Here is an 18,894-nt window from a genome sequence, read left to right on the forward strand (position 1 = left end):
CCGTCATTCCTCGTGGCCGGGATCGTCCTCCGCCCCGGTGTCCGGGCCCTGGGCGCGGACCCGCTGCACATGCTCCAGCGAGTCGCGCAGTTCGCCCAGCCAGTCGTCGGTGTGCCGCTGCACGAGGCGGACGCACCAGGCGAGGGCGTCGCTGCGGCTGCGGGCGACCCCGGCCGCGACGAGCGTGTCCAGAACCTGACGCTCCGGCTGGCGCAGCCGGGTCATGACCGGCGCGGCGACATGGGTGAACAGGGCGCGCTCGGTGCCGCACTCCACGCCCCAGGAGACCTTCTTGCGGAAGCGGTGCTCGGCCTCGCCGGCCACCTCCATGCGCTCCTCGCGGGTGCGCTCGCGGAACTCCTGGACACGGGCCCGGAGTGCCGCCTCCTTCTCGGCGTCCGAGGCGCCCACGGCGAGCTTCGGCTCGGGGATGCGGCCGATGACGGTGATCTCCTCACGGTCGGCGGTCACCTCCGTGAGGCTCTCGAAGAGATCGTCGGGCAGGCGGCCGGCGAACCAGCCGCGCAGCTTCTCGCGTTGCTCCGATGTAATCATGTAATCACCATTACTCGTTGATGAGCGGGACGCAAGGGGTGCCGGAGGAGTCCGCTGACAGCGGAAGTCGAGGCGGCATGCCGGTTCAAGCGGAATGTTTCAGGCCTATTGCTGAGCCGTGTCTTTCCGGCCAGCCGACCGTCTGTGGTCACCGGCGGGCGCTCAGTTACGGGCTTCACGCGTTCGAATTCTGTGACTTCACGCCACTGATTCAATACTCAAAGTTACCGAAACGTGTGGGGTCGATGTGTGTTTCCTGTGCGTTCTCGGCAGACTCGCGCTCGCCGAACCGGCACCACCGAGCCGGTCTCGCATTTCGATCGAGCGGAAGGATGCACACAATGCCGAACACCGCGCGTTGGGCAGCGACTCTCACCCTGACGGCCACCGCCGTATGCGGCCCCCTCCTCGGGTCCGCCCAAGCAGCCCCCTCGGGGCTCTACGCCCCCTCCGCCCTGGTGCTCACCACGGGCCACGGCCAGACCGCCGCCGCCGCGACTCCGGAACGCGCGGTCACTCTGAACTGCGCCCCCACGGCCTCCGGGACCCATCCCGCCGCGCCGGACGCCTGTGCCGAACTACGGGCGGTCAAGGGCGATCTCGACGCGCTGGCCCCACGGAACGACGTCTTCTGTACCAGGCAGTACGACCCCGTGGTCGTCACGGTCGCAGGCGTCTGGCAGGGCAAGCGCGTCTCGTACGAGCGCACCTTCGCCAACGAGTGCGTGAAGACCTCCTACGGGACGACGGTCTTCGCGTTCTGAGAGACCGGGATCGCGTGGCCGTCGTGGACATGGACCGGGATCCGTAGCTGGGGAGTGCGGGACCCGTCACGAAGCGCCATGTGATTTCGCACCGAGGGCCGGTCAGACGGAGTGGGGCCGTCGACCGGCCTTCGGCATGTCCGCGTGACGCCGCGGCGTCCACGACGCGGGCGGGCGCCCCCTGGGGGTGCCGCGGCGGGCGCCGGCCGCCTGCCGCCCCCGGCCGCCCCCGGCTCGTGCCGTACCACGCCGGTGCCGTCCGTGCGCCGCACGGACCGTGTCCGTCACCGGTCCGGGTCACCCGGGATGCCGGAGCGGCCGACATGGAGTAGCGGTGGAGCATGGGTGCACTCCTCGACTGGGACCAGCGGCTGTTCACACGGGTGGCCACCGCACGGGTGCCCGGAGCCGATCCGGCGCTGCGGCGGCTCAGTCACGCGGCCAACCACGGCCGTCTGTGGCTCGGCACGGCCGCCGGTCTCGGCCTCGTGGGCGGGCCGTCCGGACGCCGGGCGGCGCTGCGGGGACTGGGCTCGCTGGCGCTGGCCTCGTTCACCGTCAACACGCTGGTGAAGTGGAGTGCCCGCCGCCCCCGCCCGGTGCTGGAAGGGGTCCCCGCGATCCGGCGCCTGGCCCGTCAGCCGCACACCACGTCCTTCCCGTCGGGCCACTCCGCCTCCGCCGCGGCCTTCGCCACCGCCGTCGCCCTGGAGTCCACGCGCTACGGCCTCCTGGTCGCGCCCGTGGCCGCCGCCGTCGCCTTCTCGCGTGTCTACGTGGGTGTCCACTACCCGGGAGACGTCCTCGCCGGTGTGGCCATCGGTGCGGGCGCGGCCGCCCTCACCTGCCGCTGGTGGCCGCCGCGCCCCGTCCTGCCGGAGCGGGAGCGGCCCGCCGCGCGGGCGCCCGCGCTGCCGCTCGGCAAGGGGCTGGTCGTCGTCGTGGACGAACCGGCCGGTACCGGGGCGCCGGGGGCGCCGGGGTCGGCCGCCCGGCGGCTGCGCGCCCTGCTGCCCGACGCCGAGGTGATCGAGCCGGGCCCCGAGGGCGACTTCGCGGAGCTGCTCACCGCGGCGGCCGACCGCGCGGCGCAGACCGGTGGCGCGCTCGGTGTCTGCGGGAGCGACGCCAGAGCGGGGACGGCCGCCCGCGCGGCGGCCGAACGGGGGCTGGCGCTCGCCGTGTTCCCCGCCGGCGCCGCCGACCGTTTCGCGCTGGACGTGGGCGTGCCCGACGCCGAGGACACCGCGCTGGCGGTCGTCCGGGGCGAGGCGGTCTCGGTGGACGTCGGCGTGGCCCGTTCGGGGGCGGGGGAGGACACCTGGTTCCTGAACGAGTTCAGCATCGGCCCGTATCCCGAACTCGTGCGGCTGCGGGTGGAGTCGGAGCGGCACCGGCCCGCCGCGCCCGCGAGGGCCTTCGCCCTGCTCCGGTTGCTCGGCGCCGCCCGCCCCGTCGAGGTGAACGTCAACGGCCGCCCCCGCAGGCTGTGGCTGCTCCTCGCGGGCAACGGCCGCTACGTACCGGAGGGACTGGCCCCCGCGTACCGGCCGCGCCTGGACGACGATCTGCTCGACGTGCGCCTGGTCGACGCGGACCACCGCCTCGCCCGCACGCGTGCCGTCGCCGCCGCGGTCCTCGGGACCCTGGAGCATTCGCGGGTCTACGAGGCCGAGCGGGTCCCGTGGGTGGAGCTGGACGGCATCGCGGGCGCGGAGACCCTCGCGTTCGACGGTGAACCGCGCTCCGGAGCACCGGGACTGAGGCTGGAGAAGGAGTACCGGGCGCTGATCGTGTACCGGCCCGTCCGGGGGAGGACCGAGCCGGTCCCGGAGGCGCGCGAGGCCGCCGCGAGGGCCGCCGGCCGGGGACGGGGGAGGGGCCGCCGTCTCCCTGCGGACGGCGGCCCCTCGGCCTGACGGTGATCGGGCGTCGCCCGGTCACATGTGGACGACCGGTGCGGCGTCCGGGTCCTGGGCCGGGGTGCCCCGGCGGTAGAGCACGAGCGCGAGGAGCGCTCCGGCGGCGAAGAAGCCGGCCGACCACCAGAAGGCGGTGGTGTAGCTCTCGATCGTCGACTGGGCCTGGACCAGTTTGTCCGTCGCGTCCTTGCCCGCGAGGTAGCTGGTCGCGGCGCTCGCGGCGAGCGTGTTCAGCAGCGCGGTGCCGATCGAACCGCCCACCTGCTGCATGGTGTTGACGGTCGCGGAGGCGACACCCGCGTCCTCGGGGGCGATCCCGCTGGTGGCCAGCGACATGGCGGGCGGCATCACCATGCCGAGGCCCGCGCCGATCAGCAGCAGTTGGGGCAGGACGTCGGTGGAGAAGGACGAGCCGATGCCGATGCCGGTCAGCCAGGCCATGCCGAGCGCGGCGACCGCGAAGCCCGCGGGGATGACGGCCTTCGGCCCGATCCGGGGGACCAGGACCGTGGTGGAGACCTGGGCCATGACCATCAGGGCCGCCATCATCGGCAGGAACGCCACACCCGTCTTGGTGGGGCTGAAGCCGAGGTTGAGCTGGAGGTAGTAGGTCAGGAAGAGGAAGACGCCGAACATGCCCGCGCCGGTGATCAGCACCGCGAGGAACGAGGCGGCCCGGTTGCGGTCGAGCAGGACGCGCATCGGCAGCAGCGGGTGCGCGGCGCGGGTCTGCCACCAGGCGAACACGGCCAGCAGGACACCGCCCGCGGCGAGGAAGCCCCAGGTGGCGGGCGAGCTCCAGTCGTGCGTCTCGGCGTTGGAGAAGCCGTAGACCAGGGAGAAGAGACCGGTGGAGACCAGCAGAGTGCCGGGCAGGTCCAGCTTGGAGTCCGCCGCGTCCCGGTGGCCGCTCAGCAGGACCCAGCCGCCCGCGAAGGCGACGACCGCGAAGAGAAGGTTGACGAACAGCGTCCAGCGCCAGTCGAGCGCGTCGGTCAGGAGACCGCCGAGCAGCAGGCCCACCGCGCCGCCGGCGCCGGCGATGGCGCCGTACACGCTGAACGCCTTGGCGCGCTCCTTGGCGTCGGTGAACGTCGTGTTCAGCAGCGAGAGGGCGGCCGGTGCGAGGAGGGCGCCGAACACGCCCTGGAGGGCGCGCGCGGTGACCAGCATCCCGAAGCTGGTCGAGACGCCGCCCAGGACCGAGGCGGCGGCGAATCCGGCGACCCCGATCAGGAAGGCGGGCTTGCGGCCGAAGAGGTCCGCGATGCGGCCGCCGAGCAGCAGCAGGGAGGCGAAGGCCAGGGAGTACGCGGTGACGATCCACTGCCGGTTGCCGTCGGAGAAGCCGAGGTCCGCCTGGGCGGAGGGCAGGGCGATGTTCACGATGGTGGCGTCGAGGACCACCATGAGCTGGGCGATGCCGATGATCGAGAGGATCCACCAGCGCCGCTTCGACGAGGGCGCGGACGGTGCGTCCGCGGCACCCGCGCCGGTGCCTTTGGTCAGGGTCTGGGACATGGCAGAAGCACTCCAGGGAAGACGCTCTTGTGTGCACGTAAACGAAACGGTTTCGTACACATCGACCCTCCGACCATAAACCCCGATCGAGCGAAACGGCAACGTTTCGATAGCTGGCCGGGTGTGACGTGCGTCCCACCCGCGTCCTAGATTGGGGAACGAGAGCCTGGACGCCCTCCGCACGAGGGACACCCTCACCGAAGGACCGAGGACACCATGTCCGCCGAAGTCACCGCAGGTACCGGGACGTATCTCACCCTGGACGACGGCCGCCCCGCCGTCCGCTTCAGCCGCGTCCACGACCACCCCGCCGACCGCCTCTGGCGGTTCCTGACCGACCCGGACGAACTGGTCGCGTGGTTCCCCTCCCGCGCCGAGATGGAGCTGCGCCCCGGCGGCACGATCACCTTCAGCGGTGATCCGCACATGCCCGGGTCGACCGGGCGGGTCCTCGCCGTCGACCCGCCCCGCCGCCTCTCCTTCGAGTGGGGCGGCGACGAACTGCGCTTCGACCTCGAAGTCCTCGACGGCGGGCGCACCCGCTTCACCCTCACCGACGTGCTCGCCGAGCGGAACACGGCCGCCCGCAACGGCGCCGGCTGGGAGGTGTGCCTCGCCGCCCTCGACCGGGCGGTGCGCGGTGAACCGACGGAGGGCCCGCGCGCCGGCGGGATCCCGGCCTGGAAGGAGATCTACGAGGACTACGTCGCGGCGGGTGTCCCCTCGGGCGCGCCGGTGCCGGGCGTGGACTGACAGCTCAGGCGAGCTGCCGCCGCACCAGCTCGTGCAGCCGTCCGCCCGTGTCCGCCAGCAACTGGGCGGGCGGGCCCTGCTGGGCGATCCGGCCGTTCTCCATCACGATGACCCGGTCCGCGTCCAGCACCGTCGAGAGCCGGTGCGCGATCACCACCCGGGTGGCGTTCAGGGCCTTGGTGCTCTCGATCACCGTGCGCTGCGTCGCGTTGTCCAGGGCGCTGGTCGCCTCGTCGAAGAAGAGGATGCGGGGCCGTCGTATCAACGCCTGGGCGATCATGAGGCGTTGGCGCTGGCCGCCCGAGATCGCGCCGCTGCCCGCCACCAGCGTGTGCAGGCCCATCGGCATCCGCCTGATGTCCTCGGCCAGACCCGCCATCTCGGCCGCCTCCATCGCCTCCTCCAGCGTGTACGCCTCGGTGCCGCAGATGCAGTCGAGGATCGACCCCGTGAAGGGCTGCGCGTGCTGGAGCACCACGCCGCACTGACGTCGTACGGCGGACTGGTCGAGGGCTCCGAGATCCTGGCCGTCGTACAGCACACTGCCCGACACCGGCCGGTCGAAGCCGATCAGCAGCCGCAGCAGGGTCGACTTGCCGCAGCCGCTCGGGCCCACGACCGCCACGAACTCGCCGGGACGGACGGCGAACGACACGTCGTCCAGGACGAGCGGGCCGTCGTCGGCGTACCGGAACGACAGTCGCCGTGCCTCGATCGCGCCGGACAGGACACCGGGACGCGTACTCGCCCCGCGCACCTCGGGGGCCGCGTCGATCACCGGCCGGATCTCCTCGAACATCGGCAGCGCGGCCACCGCGGAGACGAGCGCGCCGGTGATCTGGGTGACCGAGGTCAGCAGCATCGTCAGCGAGGTGCTGAACGTGAGGAAGTCCGCGGCCGACAGCGAGCCGTGCGCGGGGCCCGCCAGCAGCATGAACATCAGCAGCGTGCACAACGGCAGATAGACCGCGCCCATCACCGTCGTCAGGTTCTTGACCCGGCCGACGCGCTGCTGGAGTTCACGGCTGCGCGCGAACTCGCCCGCCCAGGCCGCGTACGCGTAGTTCTCGGCCGCGGCGACGCGCAGCTTGGGCAGCCCGCGCAGGGTCTGGAACGCCTGGTTGTTGAGCTTGTTGCCCAGCACCACCAGACGGCGCTGCCCGCGGACCTGCCACAGACCGAGACCCAGGAACCCGGCCGCGACGACCACGAGCATCCCGATCGCGGCCAGCGCCATCGGCACGCTGTACCAGAGCAGCAGGCCCAGGTTCATCGCGCCGACCGTGCCCGCCTGCGCCAGCGTCGGGCCGACACCCGCGAGCAGACGCCGGATCGCGCTCACGCCCATCGCGGCACTCGCGAGCTCACCGGTCGAACGGGCGGCGAAGAACGAGGTGGGCAGCCTCAGCAGCCGGTCCCACACGGCCGGTTGGAGACTCGCCTCGACCCGGCCCTCCATCCGCAGCAGCGTGAGGTTCTGCAGCAGCGTGAACGCCGCCGACACGACGCTCGTGACCATCAGCGCGAGACAGACCTGCACGATCAGGCCGTGCTCGGCCTTCGGAACGTACTCGCCGAGCACCCGGCCGGTCGCGACCGGCACCAGCGCGCCGATCGCCACGGTCACCAGCGCGCTGACCGCGAGGTTGCGCACATCCCCGCCGGTGCCCGCCAGACAGAACCGCAGCAGCCGCAGCGGTCCGAGCCGGCCCTCGGGCAGCGGGCGGTAGAACATCACCGCCCGTGGCTCGAACTCCGGCGCGTTGGCCTTCTCGACCGGCGTCTCCCGCCCCGAGGACGGCTGTACGGCGACATAGCCACCGCGCCGCCACAGCAGCGCCACCGGAGCACCGGACACCGCCCGGCTGCCGACCAGCGGGCCGATGTCGTCCCGCCACCAGCGGCCGTCGAGCCGCACGGTGCGGGTGCGCAGCCGTGAGGCGAGCGCGATCCGTTCGACGGGGTCGAGCCGTTCGCTCTCCGTGCCGCCGCCCGCCCGCTCGGCCAGGGTGATCCCGGCGGCGCGGGCGACCAGCTCGCAGGCCGCGTACGTGGCGTCGGTCTCGGCCGCGGTCGGGCGCTTCGCCGACCGTCGGCCGATCGAGGCGAGCAGCGTCCGGTCCGCCCGGTCGCGCACGGCCTCACCGGCCTTGATGCCCGCCGCGGCACGGTCCTCGTGACCGGCCTCCAGCTCCTCGATCCAGCGGTCGAGCGTGGACAGCAGCCGGCACTGCTGGTCGACCATGCTCTGCCAGACGCCGGAGTCCATCAGCAGATCGGCCGCCGCCTCGGCCCCGTACAGCGAGCCGTACTGCACGCTCCCCGGCGGGACCCGCATCCAGAACACGTCGTCGTCGGTGGGCGCGGGGGAGTTCCCGGTGGCCGTCGGCGCCTGGAAGAGGACGGAGAGACCGCGTCCGACGCCGAGCGCGAGCGCGTGCTCCAGCGGGCTCGACGCGGGCGGCACGAACTGCGGGTTGCCGTACGCGTCGTACGACCAGGTCGCGGTGCCGGCCTGCTCGTACAGCTCGCGCAGCCCGATGCGGCGCAGCTCGCAGCCACGCACCGGCCGCCCCACCAGCGTGTGCTGGGGACCCGTCACCGGGCCGAGCAGCAGCGAGCCCGCTTCGAGCCGGCCGAGGTGGTGCCAGTGGCCCTGCTGGGCCGCGTCGACCGCGAACAGGTCCATGGCACCCGCGGCCACCAGCCACAGGACCTGGGGACCCTCCAGGTCGAGCCGGCTCAGACCCGCGCCGCCGACCGGGGTTCCCATGCCGCCCAGCGCCCCGAGCACCACGTCCTGCTCGTGGACGCCTTCGTGAACCGTGGTCATCTCAACGCTCCCTGACCAGAACGGAGTAGGGGCCGCCGGCCGCCACCAGTGCCTCGTGCCGCCCGCGTTCCACGACCGAGCCGTGTTCGAGCACGACGATCTCGTCGCTGTCCCGGACCGTGCTCAGCCGGTGGGCGATCACCACGCAGGCGCAGCCGCGCCGGCGCAGGTTGTCCATGACGGTCTGCTCCGTCTCCGCGTCCAGGGCGCTGGTCACCTCGTCGAGCACCAGGACGCTGGGCCTGCGCACCAACGCCCGCGCGATCTCCAGGCGTTGCCGCTGACCGCCGGAGAAGTTCCGTCCGTCCTGCTCGACCCGGCTGCGGATCCCGCCCGGACGGCGCGCGACGACGTCGTACAGCGCCGCGTCCTGGAGCGCGGCGGTCACCGCGTCGTCGGAGATCGAGGGATCCCACAGCGCCACGTTGTCGCGGACCGTCCCCTCGAACAGGAACACGTCCTGGTCGACGAACGACACGGAGGACGCGAGCGCTCCGCGCGGGATGTCCTCCAGACGGCGGCCGTCCATACGGATCGCGCCCTCCCACGGCGTGTACAGCCCCGAGATCAGCCGGGACACCGTCGACTTGCCGCTGCCCGAACCGCCCACGAGAGCGACCTGCTGCCCCGGCCCGACCGTCAGCGAGAACCCGGTGAGCAGCGGCTCGTCGAGCGGGCTGTAGCCGAACGTGATGTTCTCCAGCTCCACGAGACCCCGCAGCCGCCGGGTGGACCCGCCGGTGCCGGGGCGGTCGTAGAGCGGGTCGGCACGGAAGTTCTCCACGTCCTTGAGCCGGGCCACGTCGGCCGCGAAGTCCTGGATGCGGCCGGCGACACCGTTGAGCCGGGTGATCGGCGCGGTGAACCGGGTGACCAGTGCCTGGAAGGCGACCAGCAGGCCCACCGAGACCTGTCCCTCCACCGCCCGCAGGCCGCCGATCCACAGGATCAGCGCGCTGTTGAGCATGGCCAGCGTCGGGGCGACCACCCCCAGCCAGGCGCTCGGCACCCCGAGGCGCTGCTGTTCCTCCAGCGTGGTGGCGTGCTGTCCGGCCCACTTGCGGAAGTAGCCGTCCTCACCGCCCGTGGCCTTCATCGTCTCGATCAACTGCAGCCCGGTGTAAGCGGTGTTGGTCAGCCGGGCGGTGTCGGCGCGCAGCTTCGCGGTACGGGTCGCGCGCAGCCGGATCACCACGCGCATCGCCACCACGTTGAGCAGCGCGACACCGATACCGACGGCCGTGAGCTGCGGGTCGTACGTGTAGAGCAGCACGGCGTACAGGACGACGACGACCGCGTCCACGCCCGCGGCGGCGAGATCGCGCGCCAGGGTCTCGGCCACCGCGTCGTTCGACTGGAGCCGCTGCACCAGGTCGGCCGGGCTGCGCTGGGAGAAGAAGGTGACCGGCAGCCGCAGCAGATGGCGCAGGAACCGCGCGCTGGAGAGCGTCGAGGAGATGAGCCGGCCGCGCAGCAGATTGGCCTGCTGGAGCCAGGTCAGCACCACCGTCAGCAGCACCGAGGCGCCCATCGACGCGAACAGCACGCCCAGCAGCGAGCTCTGACCGCCGATCAGATACTGGTCGATGAACGTCCGGCTGAGCGCCGGCACGACCGCGCCGACCGCCACCAGCAGCAGGCTCGCCAGCACCGCGACGGGCATCGTGCCCGCAGTGCCGCGCAGCCGGGCCGGCATGGCGCCCAGCACTCCGGCCCTGCGGCCGCCCCTGCGGAACCCGGGGCCCGGCTCCATGACCAGGACGACCCCGGTGAAACTGGTGTCGAAGTCCTCCATCGGCACGAAACGGCGGCCCTTGCCGGGGTCGTTGACGAACACGCCCCGGCGTCCGAGACGGCGGCCCATGCCGTCGTACACGACATAGTGGTTGAACTCCCAGAACAGGATCGCGGGCCCCCGCACCTCGGCGAGCGCGGCCGTGTCCATCTGCATGCCCTTGGCCGTCAGACCGTATCCGCGCGCCGCCTTGAGCAGGTTGCTCGCGCGCGAACCGTCCCGCGAGACACCGCACGCGATGCGCAGCTCCTCGAGCGGGACGTGCCGGCCGTGGTGGCCGAGCACCATCGCGAGGGACGCCGCGCCGCACTCCACGGCCTCCATCTGGAGCACGGTGGGGGTGCGGACGCTCTTGACCCGGGTCCTGGGCACGCTGCGCCGGGGCGGCGCGGCACGTCGTCTGCCGCGGGTGTCCGGTGCGGCGCTCACGGCAGGAGCCAGTCGACGGGGCGCTGACCGGCCAGCCGTACCGAGGCCGTGGCCAGGGTCATGGAGGTGAGCGCGTAGGGCGGGCCGTCCGCGGAGGACCACTTCAGGCCGCTGCGGGTGCCGGACGCGCGGTCGAGCCGGACCAGCACCGCGACCGGTCTGCCCTTCTCGCTGAACTGCTCGCCGAGTTGGGCGTCACCGAGGTAGGCGGTGATCTGCTGCCGGGTCTGCGCGCTGCGGCCCACCGCCTTCACATGGCCGCGCAGCACTCCGTAGCGCTGGGCGGGCACGGACTGGACGGTCAGGTCGACGGCGGCGCCCGCGGGGACGGAGGCGGCGCTCGCGGCGGAGACGTACACCGTGGCGTACAGGGGATCGGTGGCGTGGGCGACCTTCTCCACGGCGGCGACGTCCGCGCCGGTCGGGATGATCGCGCCGATGGTGGCGGCCAGGGCGGTGACGCGGCCCGCGGCGACCGTGCGGACGACGGTGGTCTCCCCCCGCGCCGTACGCACCTTCACCACGGGCGCGTTCTCGGGAAGCCGTTCGCCCTCCGTCGCGAGGACCGCGGTGACCTGCCCGGCGACCGGGCTCTGGAGGATGTAACTGCCCTGCGCGTGGGTGAGGACGGCGGGCGCGCCGACGGTGGAGGCGACGGTGCCGGTCACGGCCCAGACGGAGGCGGCGGCCATGGCGACGACCGTCACGGCCAGCACGAGCCGGCCCTGCGGGCGGGCGAGGCGCACCGGGAGGTCGAGCTCTTCGGGGGACCGCAGCTTGGCGAGGGCCTGTTGGCGGAACTGCACGGGACTCTTCTCACCTGTTCGAGAGGCTTACGGCACCCCGAGAGTCCCGGAACCGGTGGGGCGGTTCCGGGACTCGGCGGCGTGAAACGCGATCAGAGACCGGCGACCAGGCCGGTGACCGGGGCGGTGTTCAGGCCGGTCACACCCTCGACGGTGCCGATGGCCGTGCCCACGATGCCGGAGACCGGGGCAACGCCGTCCACCAGGCCGGTGACGGTGCCGACGGCGTTCAGCGCGAGGCCACCGGAGACGTTGTCGAGGTCGGCGTCGGAGATCTCGGCGGTCTCGACACGGGGGGTGGAGTTCATGATGGAACTTCCCTTCATATGGATATTCACAAGGGGGAGAGCGGCCCCCTCTGGGGGACAGACGACGGCCGCCACCGCGGGGGTGCGGCTCCCGTTCCCGGGAGCTGTGCGACCTCCGCGGTGCAACGGATCAAAGCACGGCCGCGGGGCGCCCTTCCAATCAACCAGGGCTCTCACCTGGGAACTTGTGCTCCATGGGCGATGAACCGTGCAGGGGCGCACACGCCTCTGCGGCCACTTCTTCACATGCTGCGCGGCATCGGTTCACCCCGCCCCTTGCCACCGGCGCTCCGAAGGGGACGGCCCCGGCCCATCGGCCGGAGGGGGGCGCGCGACTGTGCAGATCCCCGGTTCACGGTGACCCCGGTGAGCACGGGGTGTGCAGATTCCCTGAATCCGGGATTCCGCCACCACTTGTCGACGGAGCGTCGCCGACCGGTCGCGTTGCGTGCCGATCGAGGGAGTGCCGAGGGGTGGGGTGGGGGTCGTCCGGGGGTTTGAGAGTTCGGCGGGGGCCTGGGCGCCGCCGAACCCCGGCCGGGGGCCGCGTTCACCGCGCCGGCTCGCGCGCCGTGGCCCCGGCGTGAAGGAAATGACCCGGTTGTCTCCGCAATCGACGACTTTGGCGAAGTCAACTTCCGCAATTTGCAATGGCAGTTGAACACCCCGGGTGGCACACGCGTATCAACCGGCAAGCAGGCGCCCCCCTAGTCAGCTGCCGGACGCGGCATCGACCCCGTCCCCAGGAGGTCAAGAGTTGAGTCACAAACGGATACCCAAGCGCAAGGCCGCCATCGCGGTAGGCGGCGTCGCGGCGCTCGGAGCAGCGGCCCTGCTGCTGCCCAACGCCAACGCGTCGCAGTCGAACGGGGACGCCGCCACTCCCAGAACCTTCAAGTCGAACGACGTCTCGGACGTCGCCTCCATGCTGGCCTCCCAACTGGGTGACGCGTTCGCCGGCTCGTACTACGACGCGGCGAACAAGCAGCTCGTCATCAACGTCGTCGGTAACAACAGCAACGTCGTCAACCAGATCGAGCGGGCCGGTGCGGTGGCCCACCAGGTGCAGAACAGCACCGCCGAACTGACGGCCGCCGCCAAGACGCTGAAGAGCGACGCCTCGATCCCGGGCACCTCGTGGTCCGTCGACCCGAAGACCAACGAGATCCGCGTGACCGCGGACTCCACCGTCACGGGCGCCAAGTGGAACACCGTGGAGTCGACCGTCAAGAACCTCGGTTCCGGCGTGGCGACCCTCTCGAAGTCGGCCGGCACCCTCAAGACCTTCGTCGACGGCGGCGACGCCATCTTCGGCGGCAACGCCCGCTGTTCGCTCGGCTTCAACGTCACCGCGGGCGACGGCACCCCCGCCTTCCTGACCGCGGGTCACTGCGGTGTCGCCGCCGCCCAGTGGTCGGACGCGCAGGGCGGTCAGCCCATCGCGACGGTCGACCAGGCCACCTTCCCCGGCAACGGCGACTTCTCGCTCGTCAAGTACGACGACCCGGCCACGCAGACGAACAGCGCCGTCAACGTGGGCAACGGGCAGAGCGTCCAGATCAACCAGGCCGTCGAGGCCGCGGTGGGCCAGCAGGTCTTCCGGATGGGCAGCACCACGGGTCTGCACGACGGCAACGTGACCGGTCTCAACGCCACCGTGAACTACCCCGAGGGCACCGTCACGGGCCTCATCCAGACCGACGTGTGCGCCGAGGCGGGCGACAGCGGCGGCTCCCTGTTCACGCAGGACGGCGGCGCGGTCGGACTGACCTCCGGCGGCAGCGGTGACTGCACGGCCGGCGGCGAGACCTTCTTCCAGCCCGTCACCACCGCCCTGGCGGCGACCGGCGCGACGCTGGGCGCCGGTGACGCGGGTGCGGGTGCGGGTGACGCGGGTGCCGGTGACGCCGGTGCCGGCGGAGCGGTGGACCCGAGTGCGAGCGCGGCCGACCCGGGCGCCGGCGGTGACGCGGTGGACCCGAGCGCGGGTGCCGTGGACCCGAGCGCGGGCGCCGTGGACCCGGGCGCCGGCGGAGCCGTGGACCCGAGCGCCACCGCCAGTGACGCGGCGGGCGCGGGCACCGGCCAGAACGCCGGGCACCACACCCGCAGGAAGCACCACTAGTCCGGTGCCGCGGCCGCGTGGCCGGCCGCGGTCACGGGTGAGGGTCCGGACCTCGTGTCCGCCCCGTGAAGCCGGGTGAACCGGCGATCAAGAACCACTGACCGGCCAACGGAACAGGGAATTCCGGTCGACAGTGGACAGGTCCGGCCCTCCGGCGGGAGGGTCGGACCGCTCCTCATCCGGCGTCGGCCCCGCCGTGCGGCCGGACCCGCAGCAGGAGCAGCGCGACGTCGTCGGGCCGCTCCCGCGTCGCCTCCCCGCCCTGCTGGAGCAGGGTGTCCGCCAGCTCGTCCAGCGGCTGGTGCCCGTTCGCCGCGAGCCGCCGCGCGAGGTCGGCGAGCGCGTCCTCGATGTCGACACCGGGGGACTCGATGAGACCGTCGGTGTACAGGGCGAGCACGGAACCGGGGACGAGCGGCACCTCGGTCGTCGGATAGACGGCGTCGGCGTCGATCCCCAGCAGCGGCCCGCCCGCCAGGTCGAGCACCTTCACCTTGCCGTCCGGCCGGAGCAGCAGCGGCGGCGGATGCCCCGCCCGGGCCATCACCGCGACCCCGCGCGCCGGGTCCAGACGCAGATACAGACAACTGGCGAACAGCTCGGTGCCCAGGTCGATGAGCAGCCGGTTGGTGCTCCGCATCACCTCCTCCGGCGCCTGCCCGACCGCCGTGTACGCGCGGACCGCGGTACGGATCTGCCCCATCAGCCCGGCCGCCGTCACGTTGTGCCCCTGCACGTCCCCGATCACCGCCGCCGCCCGGCCGTCCGAGGACACCATGTCGTAGAAGTCCCCGCCGATCTCCATGCCCTGGGTCGCCGGCAGATAGCGCGCCGCCGCCTCGATCGAGGCCAGCGGCGGCAGCGACGCCGGCAGCAGCGCGGCCTGCAGCCCCTGTGCGAGCTGGAGTTTGGCGTCGTAGAGCAGGGCGCGCTCCAGCGCCTGGGCGATCAGCCCGCTCAGACTGGTCAGCACCGCGCGCTCGTCGGCCGCGAAGTGGTGGGACTGCGTGTACCCGAGGACGCAGGTGCCCACCGGCCGCCCGGAGGCCACCAGCGGCAGATACGCCCACGCGCCCATGCCGTCGGGGGTCGCGTTCCGTGCCGGGTACAGCCGCTCCAACTGCTCACGCGAGTCGAAGAACGCGGGCACACCGGTGTTCAGCGCCTGGGTGCCCGGGGTCTGCTCGCTCAGCGGCAGCCCGTTGAAGCGCTCCACGACGTGCGCGTCCGGATAACCCCGGTGCCCGAGGACGTGCATGCGCCCGGCCCGGCTGGCGAGGACGACCAGGGACTGACTGCCGACGGCCGGCGAGATCTCGTCCGCCACGAGCTGCACCACGTCCTGCACGCCCGCCGCCTCCGTCAGCGCGCTCGCCAGGCTCAGCACGTGGGAGATCGTCACCAGGCGGGGGCTGCCGTCGCGCTGCTGCGGTCCCGCCCGGGTCATCTCCGACACCGGCCGGGCCCGCGCGATCCGCACGCTCAGTCCGCTCGTACTCGGATACAGCCGGAACGACAGCCAGTCGCCCGGCGGACGCAGCGCGACGAAGGAGGTCACGTGCTGGCTGATCAGCGCCGCCCGGTAGCGGTCCTCGTAGACCGGGTCGTTCAGCCAGGGCACGGCCGCCCACAACTGGGTGCCCAGGAGACCGCTGACGGGCACCCCGAGCAGCTCGGCCGTCGCCGCGTTCGCGAAGCCGACCCGCCCGTGCAGATCCAGCGAGCACAGCCCGTACGGCAGCCGCCCCGCCATCCGCGCCGCCTCCACCGAGCCGAGCGCGCCGCCCGGCGCCGCCGGGTACGGCGTGAGCAGGTCCGGCTCGGGGTGCAGCGGCCGGTTCTCCGCGGCAGCCCGCTCCAGCCGCAGCGCGAGCCGGTCGCAGGCCGCCGTGAGGCGATCGCGCTCCCGGTCGGAGAGGTCGGACGGATGCGAGCCCGGCCAGGTCACGTAGACGGCGCCGTACACCGTGCCCGGCGTCGCCACCGGCAGCGCGACCAGGGCGAAGGGATACGGGAGCACCACCGCGATCCGGGGATACCTGCGCGCCATCTCGTGCTCGCCCCCCACCCAGACCAGCCGCCGCCCCCGCACCGCCTCCGCGACCGGGATCGGCGCGTTGAGCCCCACCCGCTCCCACGGCGCGGCGAACGCCCGGGGCAGCCCAGCGGAGACCGTCATCTCCAGCACCGGTTCCTGGGCGGACAGCAGATAGACGGCTCCGGAGTGGGCGTCCACGTCGTCCATCATCGCGGCCAGCGCCAGCGACAGCAGCGGACGTCCCACCGGGGCCGGCCGACCGGCCGGCGCCTGCGCGGTCTCCAGTCCCTCGGACACGGCGACCACCTCCTCGCGGGGCCGTCCACGACCTCCGCCCTCCAGGGGACAAGGCTCCCCCCTGTCGGCCGAACGCGCACGGCGAGCCGCCCCGTCCCCCGGGCGGGCGCCGCGCCCGGCCGGCCGTGTCCCGGCCGGGCGCGACACGAACCGTCCCTTTCGTCATGAGAACGCTGTGTGAATCACAAGAACCCCGGCGGATTCGATTTCGTTCGATCGGCCGTCCCGCACGGCCTCCACCGCAGGCCCGACGCGTTCGGAACGGTCACAGGGGCTGCGCCCGAGCCCGGGAAGCGCTGTAATGACGGCGTGGTCAGTGAGGGTGCTGCGGAACGCGGAACGAGAACGTCGCGTGCCGAACTTGCCCTGAAGACGCTCACCGCGGATCTCGACCCGCGCGAACGGCTGCACCGCCTGCTGGAACAGGCACTCGTCTTCACCGGTGCGACCGTGGCCGCCGTGTACTCACCGAGTGCGAGCGGCGGTGAACTGCATTTGGCCGAGTCCGCGGGGGTGCCCAGGACGCTGTACGGGCTCCGCGACAGCTACCCCCTGTCCGGCGGCTCCCCGGCCGCCGAGGCGCTGCGTTCGGGACAGCCGTGCTGGCTCGGGCCCGAGGAGCTAGCCCGCTGCGCCGACGCCCGGCGACTGGCCTCGCAGGACTTCTCACTGGCCGTCCTGCCCCTGCGGGACAACGGCTGCATGGTCGCCGTCAGCGACGGCCCCGCCGGCTTCGGCGCCGAGGACCGGGCCTGCCTCGGGATGATCTCCGAAGCCGTCGTCGTCCCGCCCGCGCCGCCGCCGGACACGGCGGCGGACCTGCCCGCCAGCTCGTTCAGCCTCGCCATGGACACCGGACACGTCGAGGTCGACCACGACGTGCTCGAGCTGTTCGGACTGTCCCCCACCGCCTTCGACGGCAAGGTCGAGACCCTCCTGTCGATGGCCGTGCCGGAGGACCTCCCGGCCCTGATGTCCGCGGTCGAACCGGACCACATGTCGATCGGCGAACGCGAGCTGGAGTTCCGGATCCTCCAGCCGTCCGGCGGCCACAAGTGGCTCCGGCTGCGCGCCCGGCTGGTGCCGTCCGCCGAGGGCCGTCCCGCACGGCTCGTGGGCACCGTCTCCGACGCCTCCAAGCTGCGCTCCGGACTGAGCGACGTGGGCCGCGTCCAGCGGCTCGCCGCCGCGCTCGCCACCGCAGGCACCGTCCGCGACGTCGGCCAGGCCGTCGTCGCCGCCCTGCGCAAGCCCCTCCAGGCCGACCGGATCGCCGTCGCCGAGCTGGAGGGCGACCGACTCGTCGTCACACTCCTCGACCCGCCCCAGCCGGAGGTCTGGCCGGAGCTGTGGCGCAGCGAATGGCGCTCGGAGTGGCCCGACGCGCCCGTCCGGGCCATGCCCACGCTCGCCGCGGCCCTCAACGAGGGACGGCCCGCCATCTGGCCCGCCGGCGCGGACCTGGAGCCCGCGCTCGCCGAGGTCGGCCCCGGCGGACTCGCCGTCCTGCCGCTGCCCGCGGGCGGCCGCATGGCGGGCGCCTGCCTGATCGGCTGGGACGCCCCGCACGAGTTCGGCCCCGAGGAAAGAGCCCTGCTCACCGCCTCCGCGGGCCTCGCCGGGCAGGCCCTCGTGCGCGCCCACGCCTTCGACGCCGAGCACGAGCTCATCGGCATGCTCCAGCGGACCCTGCTCCCGCGCCGGCTGCCCCGGCTGCCCGGCGCGGTCGCCGTCGCCCGCTATCTGCCCACCACGTCGGGCCTGGACGTCGGCGGCGACTGGTACGACGTCATCCCGCTGCCCGACAACCACGTCGCCCTCGTCATCGGTGACGTGCAGGGGCACAACGCCTCGGCCGCGACCGTCATGGGCCAGATGCGCACCGCCCTGCGCGCCTACGCCGTCGAGGGGCACCCGCCGGACGTGGTGGTCTCGCACGCCAACCGGCTCCTGCTCGATCTGGAGACCGACCTCTTCGCCACCTGCTGCTACGTCGACGTCGACATGGAGGAGGGATCCGCCTGGTACGTACGCGCCGGACACATCCCGCCCGTACTGCGCCACCCGAACGGCCGCACCGAGGTCCCCGAGTCGGAGACCGGGCCGCCGCTCGGCGTCATCCGGCAGGCCGACTTCCCCATGAGCCCGCTCAGGCTCCAGCCCGGCACCATCGTCGCGCTGACCACCGACGGACTGGTCGAGTCCGTCGAGGTCGACGTCGAGGACGGTCTGAACCGGCTCGCCGAGGGCCTGGCCGGCTCCGACCCCGCCCACCTCGGTCTCGTCGCCGACGAGCTGCTCACGGGCGCCAACCGCAGCGACGACGTGGCCCTCCTGCTCATGCGGTACGACGGCATGGAGGTCCTGCCGCTGCGCGAGAGCTGGACCGTCTGGCGGGTCCCCGAGGCGGTCCGGCACGCCCGCCGCTACACCCGGCGCGCCCTGCGGAGCTGGGGCGTCGGCGCGTACACCGACACCGCCCTGCTGATCGTCTCCGAACTCGTCACCAACGCCCTGGTGCACACCGACGGCCAGGTCAGGCTCGACCTCACCCTCGTCAACCACCGCCTGCGCATCGCGGTCGCCGACAACTCGCCCCGCACGCCGATCAAGCCCACCAGCATCGGCTGGGAGGCCACCGGGGGCCGTGGCATCCTGCTCGTCGAGGCGACGTCGGCGACCTGGGGCACGGTGCCGGTGAGCGGCGGGAAGCAGGTCTGGAGCGAGATCGCGCTCGACTGACGAGGT

The 18,894-nt window shown here is 72.8% G+C and carries 12 protein-coding genes; 5 read left to right on the forward strand and 7 right to left on the reverse strand.

What is annotated here, in order from left to right; all coding sequences use genetic code 11:
- Positions 1–3: 3 nt before the first annotated feature.
- Positions 4–555 (reverse strand): hypothetical protein, encoded by a 552-nt coding sequence (locus ACFRIC_RS05435; RefSeq protein WP_382779728.1) that lies wholly within the window; start codon positions 553–555, stop codon positions 4–6.
- 341 nt (positions 556–896) lie between these two features.
- Here ACFRIC_RS05435 and ACFRIC_RS05440 point away from each other — a divergent pair, with 341 nt between their 5' ends.
- Both ACFRIC_RS05440 and ACFRIC_RS05445 read left to right on the forward strand, forming a co-directional pair.
- On the forward strand, positions 897–1,319 hold the full coding sequence (locus ACFRIC_RS05440; protein ID WP_382779730.1) for a protease inhibitor: 423 nt from the start codon (positions 897–899) through the stop codon (positions 1,317–1,319).
- A gap of 341 nt (positions 1,320–1,660) precedes the next feature.
- Positions 1,661–3,238 carry a phosphatase PAP2 family protein gene (locus ACFRIC_RS05445; RefSeq protein WP_382779733.1) on the forward strand — a complete coding sequence of 526 codons (1,578 nt, stop codon included), beginning with the start codon at positions 1,661–1,663 and terminating at the stop codon, positions 3,236–3,238.
- Between the two features lie 21 nt (positions 3,239–3,259).
- Here ACFRIC_RS05445 and ACFRIC_RS05450 read toward each other — a convergent pair whose 3' ends face one another.
- Positions 3,260–4,762, reverse strand: coding sequence for an MFS transporter (locus tag ACFRIC_RS05450; RefSeq protein WP_382779735.1), 1,503 nt, complete (start codon positions 4,760–4,762; stop codon positions 3,260–3,262).
- A 216-nt stretch (positions 4,763–4,978) separates the two neighbouring features.
- On the opposite strand from ACFRIC_RS05450, the gene ACFRIC_RS05455 reads away from it, so the two are divergent.
- The gene (locus ACFRIC_RS05455) at positions 4,979–5,515 is read left to right on the forward strand and encodes an SRPBCC family protein (RefSeq protein ID WP_382779738.1); all 537 of its coding nucleotides are present in this window, start codon (positions 4,979–4,981) and stop codon (positions 5,513–5,515) included.
- Between the two features lie 4 nt (positions 5,516–5,519).
- Here the strand turns inward: ACFRIC_RS05455 and ACFRIC_RS05460 are convergent, their stop codons facing one another.
- From ACFRIC_RS05460 to ACFRIC_RS05475, 4 genes are all read right to left on the reverse strand, one after another.
- Positions 5,520–8,348, reverse strand: coding sequence for an NHLP bacteriocin export ABC transporter permease/ATPase subunit (locus tag ACFRIC_RS05460; protein WP_382779741.1), 2,829 nt, complete (start codon positions 8,346–8,348; stop codon positions 5,520–5,522).
- Between the two features lies 1 nt (position 8,349).
- On the reverse strand, positions 8,350–10,572 hold the full coding sequence (locus ACFRIC_RS05465) for an NHLP family bacteriocin export ABC transporter peptidase/permease/ATPase subunit (protein WP_382779744.1): 2,223 nt from the start codon (positions 10,570–10,572) through the stop codon (positions 8,350–8,352).
- Entirely contained in the window at positions 10,569–11,378 is an 810-nt protein-coding gene (locus tag ACFRIC_RS05470; protein ID WP_382779747.1) for an HlyD family efflux transporter periplasmic adaptor subunit, read from the reverse strand. The genes ACFRIC_RS05465 and ACFRIC_RS05470 overlap by 4 nt, the downstream gene beginning before the upstream one ends.
- Before the next feature lie 92 nt (positions 11,379–11,470).
- Positions 11,471–11,686, reverse strand: a complete 216-nt coding sequence (locus ACFRIC_RS05475) for a type A2 lantipeptide (protein WP_326783939.1) — start codon at positions 11,684–11,686, stop codon at positions 11,471–11,473.
- Positions 11,687–12,443: 757 nt separating this feature from the next.
- Here ACFRIC_RS05475 and ACFRIC_RS05480 point away from each other — a divergent pair.
- Positions 12,444–13,811, forward strand: coding sequence for a S1 family peptidase (locus tag ACFRIC_RS05480; protein ID WP_382779750.1), 1,368 nt, complete (start codon positions 12,444–12,446; stop codon positions 13,809–13,811).
- Between the two features lie 175 nt (positions 13,812–13,986).
- Here the strand turns inward: ACFRIC_RS05480 and ACFRIC_RS05485 are convergent, their stop codons facing one another.
- Positions 13,987–16,155 carry a SpoIIE family protein phosphatase gene (locus ACFRIC_RS05485; RefSeq protein ID WP_382779753.1) on the reverse strand — a complete coding sequence of 723 codons (2,169 nt, stop codon included), beginning with the start codon at positions 16,153–16,155 and terminating at the stop codon, positions 13,987–13,989.
- 300 nt (positions 16,156–16,455) lie between these two features.
- Here ACFRIC_RS05485 and ACFRIC_RS05490 point away from each other — a divergent pair, with 300 nt between their 5' ends.
- Entirely contained in the window at positions 16,456–18,888 is a 2,433-nt protein-coding gene (locus ACFRIC_RS05490; protein WP_382779756.1) for a SpoIIE family protein phosphatase, read from the forward strand.
- The last annotated feature ends 6 nt before the right edge of the window (positions 18,889–18,894 follow it).

The sequence above is a fragment of the Streptomyces sp. NPDC056738 genome, from assembly GCF_042790435.1.
Lineage (GTDB): Bacteria > Actinomycetota > Actinomycetes > Streptomycetales > Streptomycetaceae > Streptomyces.

Bases quoted from the DNA above. Each gene is read 5' to 3' on its own strand.
- ACFRIC_RS05435 (WP_382779728.1), bottom strand. From the start codon at position 555: ATGATTACATCGGAGCAACGCGAGAAGCTGCGCGGCTGGTTCGCCGGC.
- ACFRIC_RS05440 (WP_382779730.1), top strand. From the start codon at position 897: ATGCCGAACACCGCGCGTTGGGCAGCGACTCTCACCCTGACGGCCACC.
- ACFRIC_RS05445 (WP_382779733.1), top strand. From the start codon at position 1,661: ATGGGTGCACTCCTCGACTGGGACCAGCGGCTGTTCACACGGGTGGCC.
- ACFRIC_RS05450 (WP_382779735.1), bottom strand. From the start codon at position 4,762: ATGTCCCAGACCCTGACCAAAGGCACCGGCGCGGGTGCCGCGGACGCA.
- ACFRIC_RS05455 (WP_382779738.1), top strand. From the start codon at position 4,979: ATGTCCGCCGAAGTCACCGCAGGTACCGGGACGTATCTCACCCTGGAC.
- ACFRIC_RS05460 (WP_382779741.1), bottom strand. From the start codon at position 8,348: ATGACCACGGTTCACGAAGGCGTCCACGAGCAGGACGTGGTGCTCGGG.
- ACFRIC_RS05475 (WP_326783939.1), bottom strand. From the start codon at position 11,686: ATGAACTCCACCCCCCGTGTCGAGACCGCCGAGATCTCCGACGCCGAC.